The sequence below is a fragment of the Sphaerotilus montanus genome, from assembly GCF_013410775.1.
Classification (GTDB): domain Bacteria; phylum Pseudomonadota; class Gammaproteobacteria; order Burkholderiales; family Burkholderiaceae_C; genus Sphaerotilus; species Sphaerotilus montanus.
The window spans coordinates 621,849-639,013 of sequence record NZ_JACCFH010000001.1 but is presented as its reverse complement, the minus strand read 5'-3'; the positions used below and the strand labels follow the sequence as shown (position 1 = coordinate 639,013).

Here is a 17,165-nt window from a genome sequence, read left to right as displayed (position 1 = left end):
GACTCAGCCGCGCGCGGGTCGCTGGGCGGTCTTCGGGCGGAAGGCCTTGCAGACTGCCTCGCGGGTCTCGATGTACGGCCCGCCGATCAGGTCGATGCAGTAGGGCACGGCCGCGAAGATGCCCGGGCACGGCGGCACCGCGTTCGGCAGACCTTCCAGGGTCTCGGCGATCGACTTGGGCTGGCCCGGCAGGTTCAGGATCAGCACCTTGCCCCGGATCACCGCCACCTGGCGCGACAGGATCGCCGTCGGCACGAAGCGCAGGCTGATCTGGCGCATCTGCTCGCCGAAGCCGGGCATCACCTTGTCGGCCACGGCCAGCGTGGCCTCGGGCGTCACGTCGCGCAGCGCGGGGCCGGTGCCGCCGGTGGTCAGCACGAGGTCGCACTGGTGCACGTCGACCAGCTCGCGCAGCGTGGCGCTGATGCCGTCCTGCTCGTCCGGAATGAGCCGCGTGACCCAGGTGACCGGGTTGTGCAGTGCGCGGGCCATCCAGTCCTGCAGGGCCGGGATGCCCTTGTCTTCATAGACGCCACTGCTGGCGCGGTCGCTGATCGACACCAGGCCGATGCGCACCGGCTCGGGCGGTGGCAGTGCGGCTGCTGCTGCGGTGGGGTCACTCATCGTCGTCTTCCTCGTCCAGGTCCCGGGCGGCCAGCTCGTCCGCCTTGGCGGCGGCTTCGAGCGCGGACTTGATGCGCTGGAACAGATCGCGGTAGGCGCGGCCCTTGCGTTCGGCCGTGCCCGTGGCGGGCTGCGCGGCGGCGGCAAGCTGGTCCTTGCGGGCATTGCGGATCAGCGTGCGCAGGGCCTGTGCATCGGTGTCCGGGTGCTCGCTCATCCACTGGGTGAGGGCGTCGTCCTCGGCGAGCAGGCGGTCGCGCCAGCGCTCGGCGGTGTGCAGCGCGAGGGTCTCCTTGGCGCCAGGCACCTTGAACGAGGCGACCGCCTCGCGCAGCGGCTCCGCATCGACCCGGCGCATGAGCTTGCCGACGTACTGCCACTGGCGGCGGCGGCCCTCGTGCGAGCGGGTGCGCTTGAGCTGCAGCAGGGCGTCGAGCAGGAACTCGGGCATGTCCAGCGCGGTCAGGCGCGCGTCGGGCATCTCGATGAGCTCCTTGCCCAGCGCCTGCAGGTCGTGCATGTCCTGCTTCAGCCGCGTCTTGCTCGGGCGGTCGGCGAAGTCGTCGTCGCGGGCCGGTGCGGCCTCGTCGTGGTCAAAGTGGTCGTTCGGGTGCATGGGCGGTCGGGGTGAAGACGACAGCTATGATACGAGCGACCACCACCGGCCCGACCCGTACATGACTGCAAAGACTGCCAAGACCCGTCCCGCTGCTGTTGCCGAGGGGGCGGATGCCGCCGCCGCCGAGCGTCCAGATGCCGGTTTCTCCTATTCGCGGGACCAGTTCCGCACGCTGGTGGAAGACGCGCTGGCGCTGGCCAAGTCGCTCGGCGCGAGCGACGCGGGGGTGGAAGTGTCCGAAGGCGCCGGCCTGTCGGTCTCGGTGCGCAAGGGCAAGATCGAGAACGTCGAGCGCAACCGCGACAAGGCCATCGGCGTGTCGGTCTACATCGGCCAGCGCCGCGGCAACGCCAGCACCTCCGACTTCTCTCCGGCCGCGCTGCGCCAGACGGTGCGTGCCGCCTTCGACATCGCGCGCTTCACGGCGGAGGACTCGGCCGCCGGACTGCCCGAGGCGTCCGATCTGGCGCTGGGCTGGGCGGCCGACTGCGACCTGGATCTCTTCCACCCGTGGTCGGTGAACGCCGAACAGGCGGCCGAACTGGCGCTGCGCTGCGAGGCGGCGGCTCTGGGCACCGACCCGATGATCACGAACTCCGACGGCGCGGGCGTGTCGGCCCAGCAGTCGCACTTTTACGCCGGCAACAGCCGCGGCTTCTGCGGCGGCTACGCCAGCTCGCGCCACTCGCTCTCGGTCTCGCCCATCGCCGGCCGTGGCCGCGACATGCAGCGCGACTCCTGGTACACCTCGATGCGCGACGCCGCCGATCTGGCCTCGCCCGAATCCGTCGGCCATTACGCCGCGCAGCGCGCCCTCTCGCGCCTGAAGGGCCGCAAGATCCCGACCGGCGAGATGCCGGTGCTGTTCGAATCGACCGTGGCCGCCGGGCTGCTGGGCGCCTACGTGCAGGCCACCAGCGGCGGGGCGCTCTACCGCAAGGCGACCTTCCTGCTCGACAGCCTCGGCCAGCCGGTCTTCCCGGACCACATCGACATCGACGAAGACCCGCACATCCGCAAGGCCAAGGGCAGCGCGCCCTTCGACGACGAAGGCGTGCGCACCCGGGCGCGCAAGGTGGTCGAGGCCGGCGTGACGCAGGGCTACTTCCTGTCGAGCTACTCGGCCCGCAAGCTGGGCATGAAGACCACCGGCCACGCCGGCGGCTCGCAGAACCTGCACATGCGCAGCCGCCTGACCGCTGCGGGCGACAACCTCGACGAGATGCTGCGCAAGCTGCACCGCGGCCTGTTCGTCGTCGAGCTGATGGGGCAGGGCGTCAACTACGTGACGGGAGACTACTCGCGCGGCGCGGCGGGCTTCTGGGTCGAGAACGGCCGCATCGTCCACCCGGTCGAGGAAGTCACCATCGCCGGCCACCTCGGCGAGATGTTCAAGGGCATCGTGGCCGTCGGCGCCGACGAGTACACGATGGGCAGCAAGACCATCGGCTCGGTGCTGGTCGACAAGATGATGGTCGCCGGGAGCTGAACCCGGCGCCGGAGCCGCCGCGGTTGGCGGCGCCGGCTCAGTACGTCGCCCGACCGCCCGTGATGTCGAACACCCCGCCCGTCGTGAACGAGCAGTCCTCGCTGCACAGCCAGGCCACCATCGCCGCGATCTCGGCCGGCTCGACGAAGCGGCCCATCGGGATCTTGGCGAGCATGTAGTCGATCTGTTCCTGGGTCATCTGGTCGAACATCGCGGTCCTGGCCACCGCGGGCGTGATCGCGTTGACCAGCACCCCTGTGCGCGCCAGCTCCTTGGACAGCGACTTGGTCAGCGCGATCAGGCCGGCCTTGGACGCGCTGTAGTGGCTGGCGTTCGGGTTGCCTTCCTTGCCCGCCACCGAGGCGATGTTGACGATGCGGCCCCAGCCACGCGCCACCATCCCCGGCACGACGGCGCGGCAGGTCAGGTAGGGCGCGACCAGATTGACCTCCAGCACGCGGCGCCACACCTCGGGCGCCAGTTGCCAGGTCGGGCCGTTGCCGCCGGTGATGCCCGCGTTGTTGACGAGCAGGTCGAGCCTGCCGTGCGCGGCGACCGTCTGCGCCTCTGCGCTGGACACAGCGGCTTCATCGGTCAGCTCGACGGCGAGTCCGTGGCAAGGTCCGAGGGCCGACAGCGCGGCGCAGCTGGCGGGCAGCCGCGCCGCGTCCGCATCCCACAGCACCACGGTGGCGCCCGAGCGCAGCAGCCGCTCGGCCGTGGCATAGCCGATGCCTTGTGCCCCGCCGGTGACGACGGCGACACGGCCCTGGAGATCGATCTGGTTCATGCGCGGTCCAGGCCCTGCAGGGCGGTGGGGTGGTCGGTGTGGTCGGCGATGTACTGCCGGATGATGTCGTCGAACGAGGTTTCGGGGTGCAGGCCGAGCCGCGCCGCCCGCTCCGCCGTGGCGCCCGCTGGCCAGCGCGCCACGATGCCGGCGATGCGCTCGTCCCGCTCGAAGCGCACCCGCGCCCGCACGGTCGGCCCCGCCACCGCTTCGAGCGCGTCCAGCATCTGCGCCACCGTGAGGTTGAGCGCCGGCAGGTTCAGCGCGGTGCGGCCGCCGAACTCGGCGCGGCTGCATTCGAAGACACGGATCAGCCCCTCGACCGTCGTGCGTGGCGAGGTCAGCGGGTGCGACACGTCCGGGTCCACCGGGCAGACCGCCTCCTGCCCCGCCAGCGGCTCGCGCACGATGCCGCTGAAGAACGAGGATGCCGCGCCGTTCGGTCGACCCGGACGCACCGTGACCGTCATCAGCCGCGCGGCCCGGCCGTCGAGGAAACCCTTGCGGGTGTAGTCGGCGATCAGGTGCTCGCAGATGTGCTTCTGGATGCCGTAGCTGGTCTGCGGCGTGGGCAGCGTGGCGTCGGTGACCAGGGCGGGCAGCGGGTGGTCCTCGTCCGGGCCGAAGACCGCGACCGAGCTGGCGAACACCAGCCGGGTGGGCGCATCCCCATGCTGCGTGACGCGGTGGCGCAGCGCATCGAGCAGCGCGCGGGTCGAGTCGAGGTTGGAGGCCATGCCGAGGTCGAAGTCCAGCTCGCATTCGCCGGAGACGGCCGAGGCGAGGTGGAACACGCCATCGAAGGACTCCTCGCGCAGCGCAGCCACCTGGGCCAGCAGCGGGCCGGTGCGCGCCTCGACCCGCGGGTCGGCGCGCAGATCGGCGGGCGGCTCGAACAGGTCGGTGAGCACGAGTTGCCGGATCGGCTGGCCGGCCAGCGTGCCGCGGGCCAGCAGCGTGCGCGCCAGGCGGGCACCGAGGAAACCGGCCGCGCCGGTGATGAGCAGTTTCATGGACGAGACGTGGCAGGGGGTGGTTGAGGCGCCTTGAGCGGCGCGGCCTGGGCGATGAGCGAGGGCAGGGCCTGCCGGGAAGCCAGCACTTCCTGCATGTCCGTGTAGGCGCCGTCGATCAGCACCAGCGCCGGGCCGTGCGGCTTGGCCGTGGACAGCTCGAAGCTCGTGCGCAGCAGCGCGCCGAGCGCCTTGCTCATCTGCACCAGCATGCGGTTGTGGCAGGCGCGCAGCAGGCCCTGGTGGAAGCGCAGGTCGTGCGTCACGTAGTCGCCGCCATGTTCGATGGCGTGTTTCATCCCTGCAAAGGCGGCCTCGATGTCGGCCAGGTCCTCGGCGGTCGCGCGCTCGGCGGCCAGCCGCACGGCCGCCGGCTCGACCACGCGGCGCAGCTCCTGGAGGTCCCGTAGGAACTCGTGCGACAGCCCGACCCGGGTGTGCCAGCGCACCACCGACTGGTCGAACCAGTTCCACTGCTCGGCGGGCAGCACGCGCGTGCCCACCTTGGGCCCGGTGACCACCAGGCCCTTGGCCACCAGCGACTTGATGGCCTCGCGGACCACCGTCCGGCTGACGCCGAAGGCCTCGCCGAGCACCGGCTCGGGCGGGATGGCGCTGCCGGGAGCGTAGCGGCCGGAGACGATGGCTTCGCCCAGCTGGTCGAGGGTGTGTCCGAGGATGTTCTGGTGGGTGCTCATGGGCCGCGAGCCTAGCGCAGCGCCTGGAGCGCGAGCCTGACAAGGCGCTCGGGTGGCAGGGCAATGTCGAGCGTGGTGGCACCTTCGTCCGGGTCCGGTGGCTCCAGGGTCCGGAGCTGGCTGGGCAGCAGGGTCGGGGGCATGTAGTGGCCCGTGCGCTGGCCGATGCGCTCGGCGAGCAGGGCCGGGTCACCGTGCAGATGGACCAGGCGCAGGCCGGGCGAGGCGCTGCGCAGCCGGTCGCGGTAGAGGCGCCGCAGCGCCGAGCAGGTCACCACGGCGCCGGTGTCGTGCGCCTGCGCCAGCCGCTCGCCGATGCGGTCGAGCCAGCCGGCGCGGTCGGCATCGGTCAGTGGCGTGCCGGCGGCCATCAGGGCCACGTTGTGCGGCGGGTGCAGGTCGTCGCCCTCGATGTAGGGCACGCCGAGTGCCTCGGCCAGCGCCTGCCCCAGGGTGGACTTGCCGCAGCCGCTCACCCCCATCACGACGACGACCGGAGGAGGTGGCGAGTCGCTCATGGGCACGGGCACCCGCTCACAGGCGCTGTTGCGTCCGGCTGTCGAAGACGTGGGCCTTGGCGGCATCGACGGCGAGGTGGATGGTGTCCCCCGGCTGCACGTCGGTGCGGTCGTGGATGACCACGACCAGCCGGGTGTCGCCGATCTGCACCAGCAACTCGGTCTCCGCGCCAGTCGGCTCGACCACCACCACGCGGGCAGCGATGCCCTGCGGTGCCAGCGAGAGATCCGTCGGCCGGATGCCGTAATGCACCGCGGTGCCATCGGCCGCCCGGGCGGCGTCCGGCGGCAGCGGCCAGCGGGCGCCGAGCGCCTCGACCGTGTCGCCGCGCGCCGTGCCGCTGAAGACGTTCATCGCGGGCGAGCCGATGAACTGCGCGACGAACAGGTTGGCCGGCCGGTCGAAGAGTTCCAGCGGCGTGCCGATCTGCTCGACGATGCCGTCGTGCATGACGACGATGCGGTCGGCCATCGTCATCGCCTCGATCTGGTCGTGGGTGACGTAGACGGTGGTGGTCTTCAGCCGCTGGTGCAGGGCCTTGATCTCGGCGCGCATCGCCACGCGCAGCTTGGCGTCGAGGTTGGACAGCGGCTCGTCGAACAGGAAGACCTTCGGGTCGCGCACGATCGCCCGGCCCATCGCGACCCGCTGGCGCTGGCCGCCCGAGAGTTCGCGGGGGTGGCGGTCGAGCAGGGCGTCGAGGTTGAGGATCTTGGCGGCGTCGGCGACGCGGCGGTCGATCTCGGAGGGCGGCGCATTGCGCAGTCGCAGGCTGAAGCCCATGTTCTCGCCGACGGTCATGTGCGGGTAGAGCGCGTAGCTCTGGAAGACCATCGCGATGTCACGGTCCTTGGACTCCAGCTCGTTGACGACCGTGCTGTCGATCAGCACCTCGCCGCCGGAGATCTCTTCCAGCCCGGCGAGCATCCGCAGCAGCGTGGACTTGCCGCAGCCGGACGGCCCGACCAGCACGACGAACTCGCCGTCGGTGATGTCGAAGCTCAGGCCGTGGATGACCTTGACCTTGTTGCCGTAGGTTTTCTGGACGTTGCGAAAGGAGACGGAGGCCATCGGTGTGTTCTCAACTTTTCACGGCACCAGCCGTCAGGCCGGACACCATGTAGCGCTTGAATGCGTAATAGATCGCCGCGGGCGGCAGGGCGTAGACCAGGCCGGTGGCCATCAGCAGCTCCCAGGGCGAGTCGTCTGCCGAGAGGAAGTTGCCGAGCGCCACCGACAGCGTCAGGTCGGCCTCGTTGGACAGCAGCAGGAAGCCGTAGAGGTACTCGTTCCAGGCCAGCAGCAGCGCATACGTCCCGACCGCGACCAGCGACGGCACCATCAGCGGCAGGTAGACCAGCCGGAAGAGCTGCATTGGTGATGCGCCGTCGATGCGCGCCGCCTCGTCCAGCTCCCACGGCAGCTTGTCGGACGCCTGCTTGAGCACCCAGATGCAGTAGGGCGACGCGATCGTCACCATCGCCAGGATCAGCGACCAGCGGTTGTTCAGCAGGCCGTAGGTGGACATGGTCTTGTACATCGGCACGGCCAGGAAGGCGGCCGGGATGAAGTAGGTCATCAGCGCCAGGTTCATCACCGTGCGCCCGCCGCGGACCTTGAGCCGGCTGATCGAGAACGCCGCGCAGGTCGCCACGAACAGCGTGATCGCGCCGACCGAGATGGCGATGAAGAGCGAGTTGCCCAGTTGCTGCCAGAAGTGGTGCAGGTAGAAATGCTTCTGGTGGAAGACCACGTCGAAGTTGGACAGCGTCGGGTCCTGCGGCCACAGGCGCCCGGAGGTGGCCTTGTCGCGCGGCGAGATCGCGAACAGCACCAGGTGGTAGATCGGCAGCAGCGTCCACAGCAGCACCGGGATGCCGATCAGCAGCAGCTGGGCCTCCCTGCCGATGGATTTCAGCGTGAAGCGTGCGCGGGTCATTTGGAGAGCCTCTTCATCATCACCCACACCAGCGGCAGCACGAGCGGCAGTGCCACGACCAGGGACGCCATCGCCAGATCGATCTGGTCCAGCCGCAGGTAGCGGATGCCCAGCGTCGCCAGCACGTGCGTCAGGTCGGCCGGCCCGCCGCCGGTCAGCAGGTAGACGCTGTTGAAGTCGCCCAGCGTCCAGATCATCGACAGGATGGTGCAGGTCAGGTACAGGTCCTTCATCGCCGGCCAGGTGATGAAGCGGAACTTCTGGCCGCGGGTGGCGCCGTCCACGCTCGCCGCCTCGTACTGCTCGCCCGGAATCGCCAGCCGGCCTGCTACCAGGATCAGCGTCCAGAACGGCAGTGACTTCCAGATGTGCATCAGCATCGCGAAGCCCAGGCCCAGCGTCGGATCGTTCAGCCAGTTCGGCCCGTCCAGCCCGGTCAGGCGGAAGATGGTGCTGTTGATGACGCCCCATTCCGGGTTGAGCATGAAGCGCACCGACAGGATGGTCGGGATCGACGGCACCGCCCACGGCAGGATGAAGACCATCGAGACGATCTTGATCCACCAGCGCGTCTGCACGAAGAAACCCGACAGGCCCAGCGCCACCACCATCTTCACGTTGACCGCGACCACCACGAAGATGAGCGTGTTGACAGCGGTGCGGTAGAAGATCGGGTCGTCCAGCAGGCGCACGTAGCTGTCCGGGTGGCGGGCGAGCCAGAGCCCGTAGCCGACCGGATAGAGCACGAACACCAGGAACACCAGCACATAGGGCACCAGCAGGGCGCGGCCCCACAGGGTCCAGGTGCTGAGACCCGGTCGCACCCGGGCGGACCCGGATGCAGCGGAGGAGGCGAGGGCGGTCGTCACGTCAGGCTGCTCAGTTGCCCGCCACGGTCTTGATGCGGGCGATCATCTCGTCCACGGCCTTGTCCACGGGCACCTTCTCGTTGAGCACGCGGTTCATGGCCTTGGCCCACACGTTCTCATTGTTGAGCACCGTGAACTTGTAGTTCTTGGTGAACTCGAACGGCACCGTGCCGGACTTGAACTGGTTGTAGACCGTCACGCGGTGCGGGTCGGTCTTCCAGAACGCGCTTTCCTGCGCGGCCTTGGTGACCGGGAACCAGCGGCCCAGCGAGCCTTCCACGTACGGCGTCAGGTTCGATTCGTCCAGCAGGAAGGCCACGAACTTCTTGGCCATCGCCTTGTTCTTGGCCGCCTTGAAGATCACGCCCGTCTTGACGGCGGCACGGTACTGCATCTTGGTGCCGTCCGGCTTGGTCGGGAAGGCCGCGGTGGCGATCAGCTCGGTGTAGTTCTTCTTGGCCTGGGCGCGCTGCACGTCGGTCAGGGTGGCGTTGGCCGAGTCGTCGAGCCACTTGGCCGCGATGGAAATCGTCGCGTTGTGCGTCAGCACGATGGTCTTGTTGTGGAAGGCGACGTTGTTGTCCGGGTCCTTCCAGTTGGTGGACGACGGCGGCGTGCAGCCCTTGGTGTAGACCGTGGTGTAGTCGGTGACGGCGTTGATCAGGCCCTGGCGCACGGTCGGGTCATCGACCAGCAGCTTGCCGGAGTCGTTGACCAGCTTGACGTTGTGCGCGTCCATGAAGGTCAGGAACGAGAAGAACGAGTCGCTGGCATCCACGCCCATCGGGAAGCCGGTGCCGAAGCCGCGGTTGCCGGTCTTCTGGCGGTAGCCGGTCTGGACCTTCTCGCACCAGAAGCTCCAGTAATCCTTCCAGCCGGTCGGGATGTCGCTTTCCTTGTAACCCGCGTCGCCCAGCATGTCCTTCCAGTACTGGATGTGCATGGTCTGCTGCTTGATCGGGAAGGCGTAGTACGCGCGCTTGCCGCCCTCGGCGTTGTTCAGCAGGAAGGTGGTGGACAGCGCCTGCGGCTCGAACTTGGCGCGCATCGGGTCGATGATCGACGAGATGTCTTCGAGCTTGCCGTCGTAGGCCCACTTGGCGGTGACCTGGAAGTCGTAGACGTCGCCGTAGGCCACGTCGGGCGGGTTGCCGGCGTCGAGCGAGGCGACCGATTTGGGGATGATTTCCTGCGGCGCATACAGCGAGAGTTCGATCTTGACGCCCTTGTTCTTGGCCTCGAACTTCTTGATCGCGTTGTACAGCGCGTCGTCCTCGGACTTGTAGTAGCCCTTGCCCCACCAGACGGTGAGGGTCTCATCGGCCTGGGCCGGCGCCATCGCCAGCAGTGCCGCAGCGGCCAGGGCGCTGCTCATCCATGTCTTCGCCTGCATCGCGTGTCTCCTCGTGTCGTTCGTCACGGTTGATGTCCCGGTGGGGGTGGCGCGATCGTATGATGAATGATGACTGGTGGTTAACGGGGAATCCCGTAAGGGTCAGCCGCAAGTCAGCTTCGCCCGGCCCCCGTCATCCTCGCCCAGCCTTCGTCATCCTCGCGAAAGCGAGGACCCACGCCAGCGGCCGCCGTGGTCTGTCGGCGTGGGTGCCCGCGTTCGCGCACTGCTGTCCGGTAAAACGCGAAGCCCAAAGTCTCCAGAGCTTGATCGGCGGAGTTGCGGCCCTCGACATGAAGGGCTATCGAACCCACTGAGGACCAACTCAGTTGTCGAGGAGCCGCAACATGCAAAGCATGACACGACTGCAGGCGTTGTTGAAGCCACTGGCCAAGTCGGACGTGGACCGGCTGGCGCGTGAACACGGCGCACAACGCTACGGCAAGGGCGCGCTGACGGTGTGGGATCAGTTGCTGGTGATGCTGCACGGGCAGTTCGTGCAGGCACCCAGCCTGCGTGGAGCACTGCAGAGCTTCAATGCGCACAAGGCCCGTCTGGCTGCACTGCAGACGCACGAACTGCGCCGCTCGACGCTGTCGGACGGCAACCGGCGCGCCGGGTCGGCGACGGTGCTGTCGCAGGTGCTGCAAGGGCTGATCCGTCAGCTCGATGGCTGCCGCGACAAGCGTGTGCTGGGGGCGACCTCGCTGATCGACTCGACGCCGCTGACGCTCAAGGGGCGGGGCTTCGACGTCTGGACGCTGGGCACGAAGACCCGGCGCACGCAGGGCGTGAAGGTGCATGTGCAGTGCGACGCGGCCACGCACGCCATCTCGCGCTGCGAGATCAGCGCCCCCAACGTCAACGATGTGGTGCAGGCGCGCCAGTGGGAGATCCAGCCGGGGACGACCTGCGTGTTCGACCGCGCCTACTGCGACTACGCATGGTGGGCGCGCATGACCCGGCAGGGGGTGAAGTTCGTCACCCGGCTCAAGCGCAACGCGGGCATGGTCGTCCTCGAAGCACTGCCCGTGCCCGAGGCCGCCCGCGGGCGCATCCTTGACGACGAGCGCATCGCCCGCCGCTGGCGCCATCCCCGCAGCGGCAAGACATGGCGCGAGCCGCTCGTGCTGCGCCGCATACGGCTACGCACCGACGATGCGCGCCTGCTCGTGCTGGTGACCAACGACTTCGAGCGCACCGCCATCGAGATCAGCGATCTCTACCGCTCGCGCTGGCAGATCGAGCTGCTGTTCAAGTGGATCAAGCAGCACCTGGCCATCCGCCGTACCTGGGGCACCAACGAGCACGCCGCTCACCTCCAGATCTACGCAGCCTTCATCGCCCATGTCCTGTTGATGCTTCACCAGCAGGCCAGCCGCAGCACCACCGACTTGTGGGTGCTGCTGCAGCGCTGGCGATACGGCCTGTTCGAGCCCTGCGAGCAGGCCCTCATGCCTGTATGCGTGCCCCCTTGAGGGGGGCGTGGACGTTACCCGGACAGCAGTGCGCGTTCGCGGGCATGACGCTTCAGATGGACAGCGTTCGACAGGAGCCTCCGGCCACTGCTCCGCCCGCAACGACCTCACCGACACTCCGGCACCGCCGTCACCACCGCTTCCCCCGCCGCCTTCGCCCGCAGATTTTCCGCGGCCAACCCCGCCATCGCCCCCCGCGTCGAGTTCGTCGCACTGCCAATGTGCGGCGTCAACACCACCTGCGGCAGCGCCCGCAACCGCTCCGGCACATTCGGCTCCTCCGCAAACACATCCAGCGCCGCCCCGCCCAGCGCCCCGGATTCCAGCGCCTCGATCAGCGCCGTTTCATCGACCACCGACCCCCGCGCCACATTCACCAGCAACCCCTGCGGACCGAGCGCGGCGAGCACTTCGGCGTTGATGAGGTGCCGCGTGGCCGCGCCGCCCGGGGTGATGACCACCAGCACATCGCTGCGTGCGGCCAGATCGACCAGCGACGCGATGTGGGGATAGGGCAGGCCGGGCTTCGGCTGGCGCGTGTGGTACGCCACCGGCATGTCGAACGCCTGCGCACGCCGCGCGATCGCCTGCCCGATCCGGCCCATGCCGACGACCCCCAGCCGCGACCCGGACAGCTTGCGCGCCAGCGGCATCGGCCCGCCGGACCACTTCCCGTCGCGGATGTAGCGGTCTGCCGCAACGATCTGCCGCGACCCCGCCAGCATCAGCGCCAGCGCCAGATCCGCCACGTCGTCGTTCAGCACGTCCGGCGTGTGCGTCACGATGACGCCCCGCGCCTTCGCCGCCGCCACGTCGATGCCGTCATAGCCGACGCCCATCACCGAGATGATCTCCAGCGCCGGCAGCCGGTCCATCAGCTCGGCGCCGACCTTGCTCTCGCCGCTCGCCGCGATGCCGCGGATGCGCGGCGCGACGGCCTCGAATGCGGCGGGGTCCGCCTCGTGCAGCCGGTCATGCACCGTGCACTGCGCGCGCAGCAGCGGCTCCAGCAGCGGGCTCATCCGCATCACGGCCAGGACTTCGAAAGTGGGGTGCAAAGGGGTGTCGTGTGTGCTCAACTCAGGCTCCAAGGGATTCCACGGGGACGGTCGTCATTCGTCATACCATAGTATCGACGCGCACTTTCCAAGCCCGACACGGGACTAACGAGCACGCCGATGAGCACTCCCAAGAAGAAACGCCCCGAGGAACTCCGCAGCCAGCAATGGTTCGGCCGCCAGGACCGCGATGGCTTCGCGTACCGGAGCTGGGTCAAGGGCAAGGGCGTGCCGCACGACCAGTTCGACGGCCGCCCGGTCATCGGCATCTGCAACACCTTCAGCGAGCTGACCCCCTGCAACTCGCATTTCCGCACGCTGGCCGAGCAGGTCAAGATCGGCGTGTACGAGGCCGGCGGCTTCCCGCTGGAGTTCCCGGTGATGTCGCTCGGCGAGACGCTGATGCGGCCGACCGCGATGCTCTACCGCAACCTCGCCAGCATGGACGTGGAGGAATCGATCCGCGCCAACCCGATCGACGGCGTGGTGCTGCTGATGGGCTGCGACAAGACGACGCCGAGCCTGCTGATGGGCGCCAGCAGCGTCGACCTGCCGACCATCGGCGTCTCCGGCGGCCCGATGCTCAACGGCAAGTGGCGCGGCCAGGAACTCGGCTCGGGCACCGGCGTGTGGAGCATGAGCGAGCAGGTCCGCGCCGGCACGCTGAAGCTGCAGGACTTCTTCGAGGCCGAGAGCTGCATGCACCGCAGCCACGGCCACTGCATGACGATGGGCACGGCCAGCACGATGGCGTCGATGGTCGAGGCGCTGGGCGTCGGGCTGCCGGGCAACGCGGCGTATCCGGCGGTGGACGGGCGGCGCAACGTGCTGGCGCGGCAGGCCGGGCGGCGCATCGTGCAGATGGTCCACGACGACCAGAAGCTCTCGCAGATCCTCACCCGCGAAGCCTTCGAGAACGCGATCCGCACGCTCGCGGCCATCGGCGGCAGCACCAACGCGGTGATCCACCTGATCGCCATCGCCGGGCGCATCGGCGTGCCGCTGTCGGTCGACGACTTCGACCGGCTGGCGAGCGAGCTGCCGTGCCTGCTGAACCTGCAGCCCTCGGGCCAGCACCTGATGGAGGACTTCTGCTACGCGGGCGGCCTGCCGGTGGTGATGAAGGAGATCCAGCACCTGCTGCACACCGAGATCGTCACCGCCAGCGGCCACACGGTCGCCGAGAACATCGCCGATGCGGAGAACTTCGACCCGCGCGTGATCAAGACCTTCGACGCGCCGTTCAAGGCCAACGCCGGCATCGCCGTGCTGCGCGGCAACCTGGCGCCGCGGGGCGCGGTGATCAAGCCGAGTGCCGCGACCCCGGCGCTGATGCAGCACACCGGCCGCGCCGTCGTGTTCGAGGACTCGAACGACTTCCACGCCCGCATCGACGACGAAAACCTCGACGTGGACGAGACCTGCATCCTGGTGCTGAAGAACTGCGGGCCGAAGGGCTACCCCGGCATGGCCGAGGTGGGCAACATGCCGCTGCCGCCGAAGGTGCTGCGCAAGGGCATCACCGACATGGTCCGCATCAGCGACGCCCGCATGAGCGGCACCGCCTACGGCACCGTCGTGCTGCACACCGCCCCGGAAGCGGCGGCGGGCGGCACGCTGGCGCTGGTGCAGAACGGCGACCTGATCACGCTCGACGTGCCGGCGCGCAGCCTGCACCTGCATGTGGACGACGACGAACTCGCCCGCCGCCGTGCCAATTGGGCGCCGCCGGTGCCGCCGATGGACAGCGGGTACTGGAAGCTCTACATCGACCACGTGCTCCAGGCCGACGAAGGCGCCGACCTCGACTTCCTGCGTGGCAAGCGCGGCAGCGCGGTGCCCAAGGACAACCACTGAATCTGACCTCCCGTCCGATCTTTCCGGAGAAGAACCCCATGTCCAACCGACTCCGCGGCAAGACCGCCTTCATCACCGCTGCCGGCCAGGGCATCGGCCGTGCCACCGCGCTCGCCTTCGTCCGCGAGGGGGCCCGCGTCATCGCCACCGACGTGAATGCCGCCGCGCTCGACGCGCTGGCAGCCGAGTGCGGCTGCGCGACGCAGGTGCTCGACGTGACCGACCCGGCCGCGATCGACGCGGCCGCGGCGCAGCACGGCCCGGTCGATGTGCTGTTCAACGGCGCCGGCTTCGTCCACGCCGGCACCGTGCTCGACTGCACCGAGGCCGAGTGGGACTTCGCGATGAACCTCAACGTGCGCTCGATGTTCCGCACGATCCGCGCCTTCGCCCCCGGCATGCTGGCCAAGGGTGGCGGCTCGATCATCAACGTGGCGTCGGTCGCCGGCAGCCTGAAGGGCGCGCCGAACCGCTTCGTCTACGGCACGACCAAGGCGGCGGTGATCGGGCTGACCAAGGCGGTGGCGGCGGATTTCATCACCAAGGGACTGCGCTGCAACGCGATCTGCCCGGGCACGGTCGAGTCGCCCTCGCTGCGCGACCGCATCGATGCGCAGGCCGCGACGTCCGGGCTGACGCAGGCGCAGGTCGAGGCTGCCTTCATCGCCCGCCAGCCGATGGGCCGGCTGGGCCGCGTGGACGAGATCGCGGCCCTGGCCGTGTATCTTGCGAGCGACGAGTCGTCGTTCACCACCGGGACCACGCAGGTCATCGACGGCGGCTGGTCGAACTGACGCCGCACGTCCACCATACGCCCACCGAACCCGAAAGGACTCCGCATGAAACTGCTGCGCCACGGCCCCCGTGCCAACCCGAAACCCGGCCTGCTCGACGCCGACGGCCAGGTCCGCGACCTCTCCGCGCTGATCGGCGACATCACGCCGGCCACGCTGTCGCCCGCCTCGCTTGCCGCGCTGGCCAGTGTCGATGCGTCCACGCTGCCCGTCGTCGCGCAGGGCGAGTTGCAGGTGCCGTGGACCGGGATGACCAAGTTCATCGCCATCGGCCTGAACTACGCCGACCACGCCGCCGAGTCGAACATGCCGATCCCGAAGGAGCCGATCGTCTTCACGAAGACGCTGGAATGCGCGGTCGGCTGCAACCACGACGTCGTGCTGCCGCAAGGCTCGGTGAAGTCCGACTGGGAAGTCGAACTCGGCGTGGTCATCGGCACCCGGGCGCGCTACGTGGCCGAGGACGACGCCCTGGCGCATGTCGCCGGGTATTGCGTCATCAACGACGTTTCCGAGCGCGAGTACCAGCTGGAGCGTGGCGGTACCTGGGACAAGGGCAAGGGCTGCGACACCTTCGGCCCGATCGGCCCGTGGCTGGTGACGGCCGACGAGGTGGGTGACGTGCAGAACCTGGGCATGTGGCTCGACGTGAACGGCCAGCGCATGCAGACCGGCAACACCGCGACCATGATCTTCAACGTCGCGCAGATCGTCAGCTACCTGAGCCGCTTCATGACGCTCAACCCCGGCGACGTGATCACCACCGGCACGCCGCCCGGCGTCGGCATGGGCCGCAAGCCGGCTCCGGTGTTCCTGAAGGCCGGTGACGTGATGCGCCTGGGCATCGACCAACTGGGCGAGCAGCAGCAGACGGTGCATGCCTGGAATCCGGCACGGATCGATTCCTGACCATGGTGCAGCCGATCGCCGAGGGCAGCGTGTGTCTGCCCGCAGAGGACATCGCCGCGTGGGCGGTGCAGTGCCTGCAGGCACTCGACCTGCGTCCGCCGGATGCCCGGCAGCTCGCCGACAGCCTGGTGCAGACCAGCCTGTGGGGCGTCGATACCCACGGCATTGCCCGCCTGCCGCATTACTTCGAGCGGATCTCGCGCGGCTCGATCCGGGCGCGCCCGGTGCTGCGCATCGAGCGCACGGGGGCGTCCACCGCCCAGGTCGATGGTGACCAGGGACAGGGCATCCTGGTGGGGCACTTCGCCAACCGGCTCGCGATGGACATCGCCCGCGAGACCGGGCTCGCCGCGGTGGGGGTGCGCGACTCGTCGCACTGCGGCGCGGTCGGCCTCTACGCCCGCGAGGCGGCACGCGCCGGCCTCATCGGGCTGGCCTTCACCCACGCCGACAGCATCGCCGCGCCGCACGGCGGCCAGCGCCCGTTCTTCGGCACCAACCCGATCGCGATCGCCTTCCCGCGGGCCAGCGGCGAGCCGGTGTGCCTGGACATGGCGACGACCTCGATCCCGTGGAACCGCGTCATGAACGCGCGCCGCGAGGGCCACACGCTGCCGCCCGACATCGCCATCGATGCCCACGGCCAGCCGACCACCGACCCGCAGGCCGCCATCGCCGTCACCCCGCTTGGCGGCCAGGACTACGGCCACAAGGGCTATGCGCTGGCGCTGATGGTCGATCTGCTCAGCGGACCGCTGCATGGCAACCCCTTCGGGCCCCACATCCCGTCGATGTTCGGCGACCTGGATGCGCCGCGCCGCATCGGTGCCTTCTTCCTCGTCATCGACCCGATGCGTTTCGCGGGCGGGCCGATGCTGGCGGCTGTCGTCGAGCAGATGGCGCACGCGCTGGCGGCCGAGCCGGGCGCGCCGCGCATGCCGGGCGATCCGGAGCACGACTGTGCCGCCGAGCGCCGCCGCACCGGCATCCCGGTCGAGCCGCAGCTTGCCCGGCAGATGCACGACTGGAGCGTGCGGCTGGGCGTGCCGTCGCCCCTACGTACTATTGCGCAGGGGTAACCCTTGTGGCTTTGCTGCAAGGGCATTCCTAGAATCG

Annotated in this window: 17 protein-coding genes; 6 read left to right on the top strand and 11 right to left on the bottom strand. The window is 69.1% G+C overall.

The genetic code is table 11. The annotated features are described in order from the left end of the window. Nucleotides 1-3: 3 nt before the first annotated feature. Nucleotides 4-624: a molybdopterin adenylyltransferase gene (gene mog / locus BDD16_RS02740; protein ID WP_179632527.1), complete on the bottom strand. Its 621-nt coding sequence runs from the start codon at nucleotides 622-624 to the stop codon at nucleotides 4-6. Further along, nucleotides 617-1,240, bottom strand: coding sequence for a ribosome biogenesis factor YjgA (yjgA, locus tag BDD16_RS02735; RefSeq protein ID WP_179632526.1), 624 nt, complete (start codon nucleotides 1,238-1,240; stop codon nucleotides 617-619). Before yjgA ends, mog begins: the two co-directional genes overlap by 8 nt. A gap of 61 nt (nucleotides 1,241-1,301) precedes the next feature. On the opposite strand from yjgA, the gene pmbA reads away from it, so the two are divergent. Next, a complete protein-coding gene (gene pmbA, locus BDD16_RS02730) occupies nucleotides 1,302-2,732 on the top strand; it encodes a metalloprotease PmbA (protein ID WP_179632525.1) in 1,431 nt (476 codons plus the stop codon). 37 nt (nucleotides 2,733-2,769) lie between these two features. Here the strand turns inward: pmbA and BDD16_RS02725 are convergent, their stop codons facing one another. The 8 genes from BDD16_RS02725 to BDD16_RS02690 are packed head-to-tail and all read right to left on the bottom strand — an operon-like array spanning nucleotide 2,770 to nucleotide 9,953. Then, nucleotides 2,770-3,522 carry an SDR family NAD(P)-dependent oxidoreductase gene (locus BDD16_RS02725; RefSeq protein ID WP_179632524.1) on the bottom strand — a complete coding sequence of 251 codons (753 nt, stop codon included), beginning with the start codon at nucleotides 3,520-3,522 and terminating at the stop codon, nucleotides 2,770-2,772. After that, nucleotides 3,519-4,535 carry a D-erythronate dehydrogenase gene (gene denD / locus BDD16_RS02720; protein WP_179632523.1) on the bottom strand — a complete coding sequence of 339 codons (1,017 nt, stop codon included), beginning with the start codon at nucleotides 4,533-4,535 and terminating at the stop codon, nucleotides 3,519-3,521. Before denD ends, BDD16_RS02725 begins: the two co-directional genes overlap by 4 nt. Next, complete coding sequence (locus BDD16_RS02715; RefSeq protein ID WP_179632522.1) at nucleotides 4,532-5,233, bottom strand: FadR/GntR family transcriptional regulator; 702 nt, start codon at nucleotides 5,231-5,233, stop codon at nucleotides 4,532-4,534. The genes denD and BDD16_RS02715 overlap by 4 nt, the downstream gene beginning before the upstream one ends. Before the next feature lie 11 nt (nucleotides 5,234-5,244). Next, nucleotides 5,245-5,751 (bottom strand): gluconokinase, encoded by a 507-nt coding sequence (locus BDD16_RS02710; protein WP_179632521.1) that lies wholly within the window; start codon nucleotides 5,749-5,751, stop codon nucleotides 5,245-5,247. 16 nt (nucleotides 5,752-5,767) lie between these two features. Then, complete coding sequence (locus BDD16_RS02705; RefSeq protein ID WP_179632520.1) at nucleotides 5,768-6,823, bottom strand: ABC transporter ATP-binding protein; 1,056 nt, start codon at nucleotides 6,821-6,823, stop codon at nucleotides 5,768-5,770. 10 nt (nucleotides 6,824-6,833) lie between these two features. After that, on the bottom strand, nucleotides 6,834-7,691 hold the full coding sequence (locus tag BDD16_RS02700) for a carbohydrate ABC transporter permease (protein ID WP_179632519.1): 858 nt from the start codon (nucleotides 7,689-7,691) through the stop codon (nucleotides 6,834-6,836). After that, entirely contained in the window at nucleotides 7,688-8,515 is an 828-nt protein-coding gene (locus BDD16_RS02695) for a carbohydrate ABC transporter permease (protein ID WP_310732859.1), read from the bottom strand. The genes BDD16_RS02700 and BDD16_RS02695 overlap by 4 nt, the downstream gene beginning before the upstream one ends. A 55-nt stretch (nucleotides 8,516-8,570) precedes the next feature. Then, nucleotides 8,571-9,953 (bottom strand): ABC transporter substrate-binding protein, encoded by a 1,383-nt coding sequence (locus BDD16_RS02690; RefSeq protein ID WP_179632517.1) that lies wholly within the window; start codon nucleotides 9,951-9,953, stop codon nucleotides 8,571-8,573. Nucleotides 9,954-10,300: 347 nt separating this feature from the next. On the opposite strand from BDD16_RS02690, the gene BDD16_RS02685 reads away from it, so the two are divergent. Next, nucleotides 10,301-11,431 (top strand): IS4 family transposase, encoded by a 1,131-nt coding sequence (locus BDD16_RS02685; RefSeq protein WP_179632516.1) that lies wholly within the window; start codon nucleotides 10,301-10,303, stop codon nucleotides 11,429-11,431. Nucleotides 11,432-11,538: 107 nt separating this feature from the next. On the opposite strand, the gene BDD16_RS02680 is transcribed toward BDD16_RS02685, so the two are convergent. Next, complete coding sequence (locus BDD16_RS02680) at nucleotides 11,539-12,459, bottom strand: 2-hydroxyacid dehydrogenase (protein ID WP_179635964.1); 921 nt, start codon at nucleotides 12,457-12,459, stop codon at nucleotides 11,539-11,541. Between the two features lie 150 nt (nucleotides 12,460-12,609). Here BDD16_RS02680 and BDD16_RS02675 point away from each other — a divergent pair, with 150 nt between their 5' ends. From BDD16_RS02675 to BDD16_RS02660, 4 genes are read left to right on the top strand one after another with little or no spacing between them, the layout of a single operon-like run. Continuing rightward, nucleotides 12,610-14,346: an IlvD/Edd family dehydratase gene (locus tag BDD16_RS02675; RefSeq protein ID WP_179632515.1), complete on the top strand. Its 1,737-nt coding sequence runs from the start codon at nucleotides 12,610-12,612 to the stop codon at nucleotides 14,344-14,346. 38 nt (nucleotides 14,347-14,384) lie between these two features. Continuing rightward, a complete protein-coding gene (locus tag BDD16_RS02670) occupies nucleotides 14,385-15,140 on the top strand; it encodes an SDR family oxidoreductase (RefSeq protein WP_179632514.1) in 756 nt (251 codons plus the stop codon). A 45-nt stretch (nucleotides 15,141-15,185) separates the two neighbouring features. Further along, nucleotides 15,186-16,049 carry a fumarylacetoacetate hydrolase family protein gene (locus tag BDD16_RS02665; protein WP_179632513.1) on the top strand — a complete coding sequence of 288 codons (864 nt, stop codon included), beginning with the start codon at nucleotides 15,186-15,188 and terminating at the stop codon, nucleotides 16,047-16,049. A 2-nt stretch (nucleotides 16,050-16,051) separates the two neighbouring features. Next, on the top strand, nucleotides 16,052-17,128 hold the full coding sequence (locus BDD16_RS02660) for an Ldh family oxidoreductase (protein ID WP_179632512.1): 1,077 nt from the start codon (nucleotides 16,052-16,054) through the stop codon (nucleotides 17,126-17,128). Nucleotides 17,129-17,165 lie beyond the last annotated feature (37 nt).

Bases quoted from the DNA above. Each gene is read 5' to 3' on its own strand.
- mog (WP_179632527.1), bottom strand. From the start codon at position 624: ATGAGTGACCCCACCGCAGCAGCAGCCGCACTGCCACCGCCCGAGCCG.
- yjgA (WP_179632526.1), bottom strand. From the start codon at position 1,240: ATGCACCCGAACGACCACTTTGACCACGACGAGGCCGCACCGGCCCGC.
- pmbA (WP_179632525.1), top strand. From the start codon at position 1,302: ATGACTGCAAAGACTGCCAAGACCCGTCCCGCTGCTGTTGCCGAGGGG.
- BDD16_RS02725 (WP_179632524.1), bottom strand. From the start codon at position 3,522: ATGAACCAGATCGATCTCCAGGGCCGTGTCGCCGTCGTCACCGGCGGG.
- denD (WP_179632523.1), bottom strand. From the start codon at position 4,535: ATGAAACTGCTCATCACCGGCGCGGCCGGTTTCCTCGGTGCCCGCCTG.
- BDD16_RS02715 (WP_179632522.1), bottom strand. From the start codon at position 5,233: ATGAGCACCCACCAGAACATCCTCGGACACACCCTCGACCAGCTGGGC.
- BDD16_RS02710 (WP_179632521.1), bottom strand. From the start codon at position 5,751: ATGAGCGACTCGCCACCTCCTCCGGTCGTCGTCGTGATGGGGGTGAGC.
- BDD16_RS02705 (WP_179632520.1), bottom strand. From the start codon at position 6,823: ATGGCCTCCGTCTCCTTTCGCAACGTCCAGAAAACCTACGGCAACAAG.
- BDD16_RS02700 (WP_179632519.1), bottom strand. From the start codon at position 7,691: ATGACCCGCGCACGCTTCACGCTGAAATCCATCGGCAGGGAGGCCCAG.
- BDD16_RS02690 (WP_179632517.1), bottom strand. From the start codon at position 9,953: ATGCAGGCGAAGACATGGATGAGCAGCGCCCTGGCCGCTGCGGCACTG.
- BDD16_RS02685 (WP_179632516.1), top strand. From the start codon at position 10,301: ATGCAAAGCATGACACGACTGCAGGCGTTGTTGAAGCCACTGGCCAAG.
- BDD16_RS02680 (WP_179635964.1), bottom strand. From the start codon at position 12,459: ATGCGGATGAGCCCGCTGCTGGAGCCGCTGCTGCGCGCGCAGTGCACG.
- BDD16_RS02675 (WP_179632515.1), top strand. From the start codon at position 12,610: ATGAGCACTCCCAAGAAGAAACGCCCCGAGGAACTCCGCAGCCAGCAA.
- BDD16_RS02670 (WP_179632514.1), top strand. From the start codon at position 14,385: ATGTCCAACCGACTCCGCGGCAAGACCGCCTTCATCACCGCTGCCGGC.
- BDD16_RS02665 (WP_179632513.1), top strand. From the start codon at position 15,186: ATGAAACTGCTGCGCCACGGCCCCCGTGCCAACCCGAAACCCGGCCTG.
- BDD16_RS02660 (WP_179632512.1), top strand. From the start codon at position 16,052: ATGGTGCAGCCGATCGCCGAGGGCAGCGTGTGTCTGCCCGCAGAGGAC.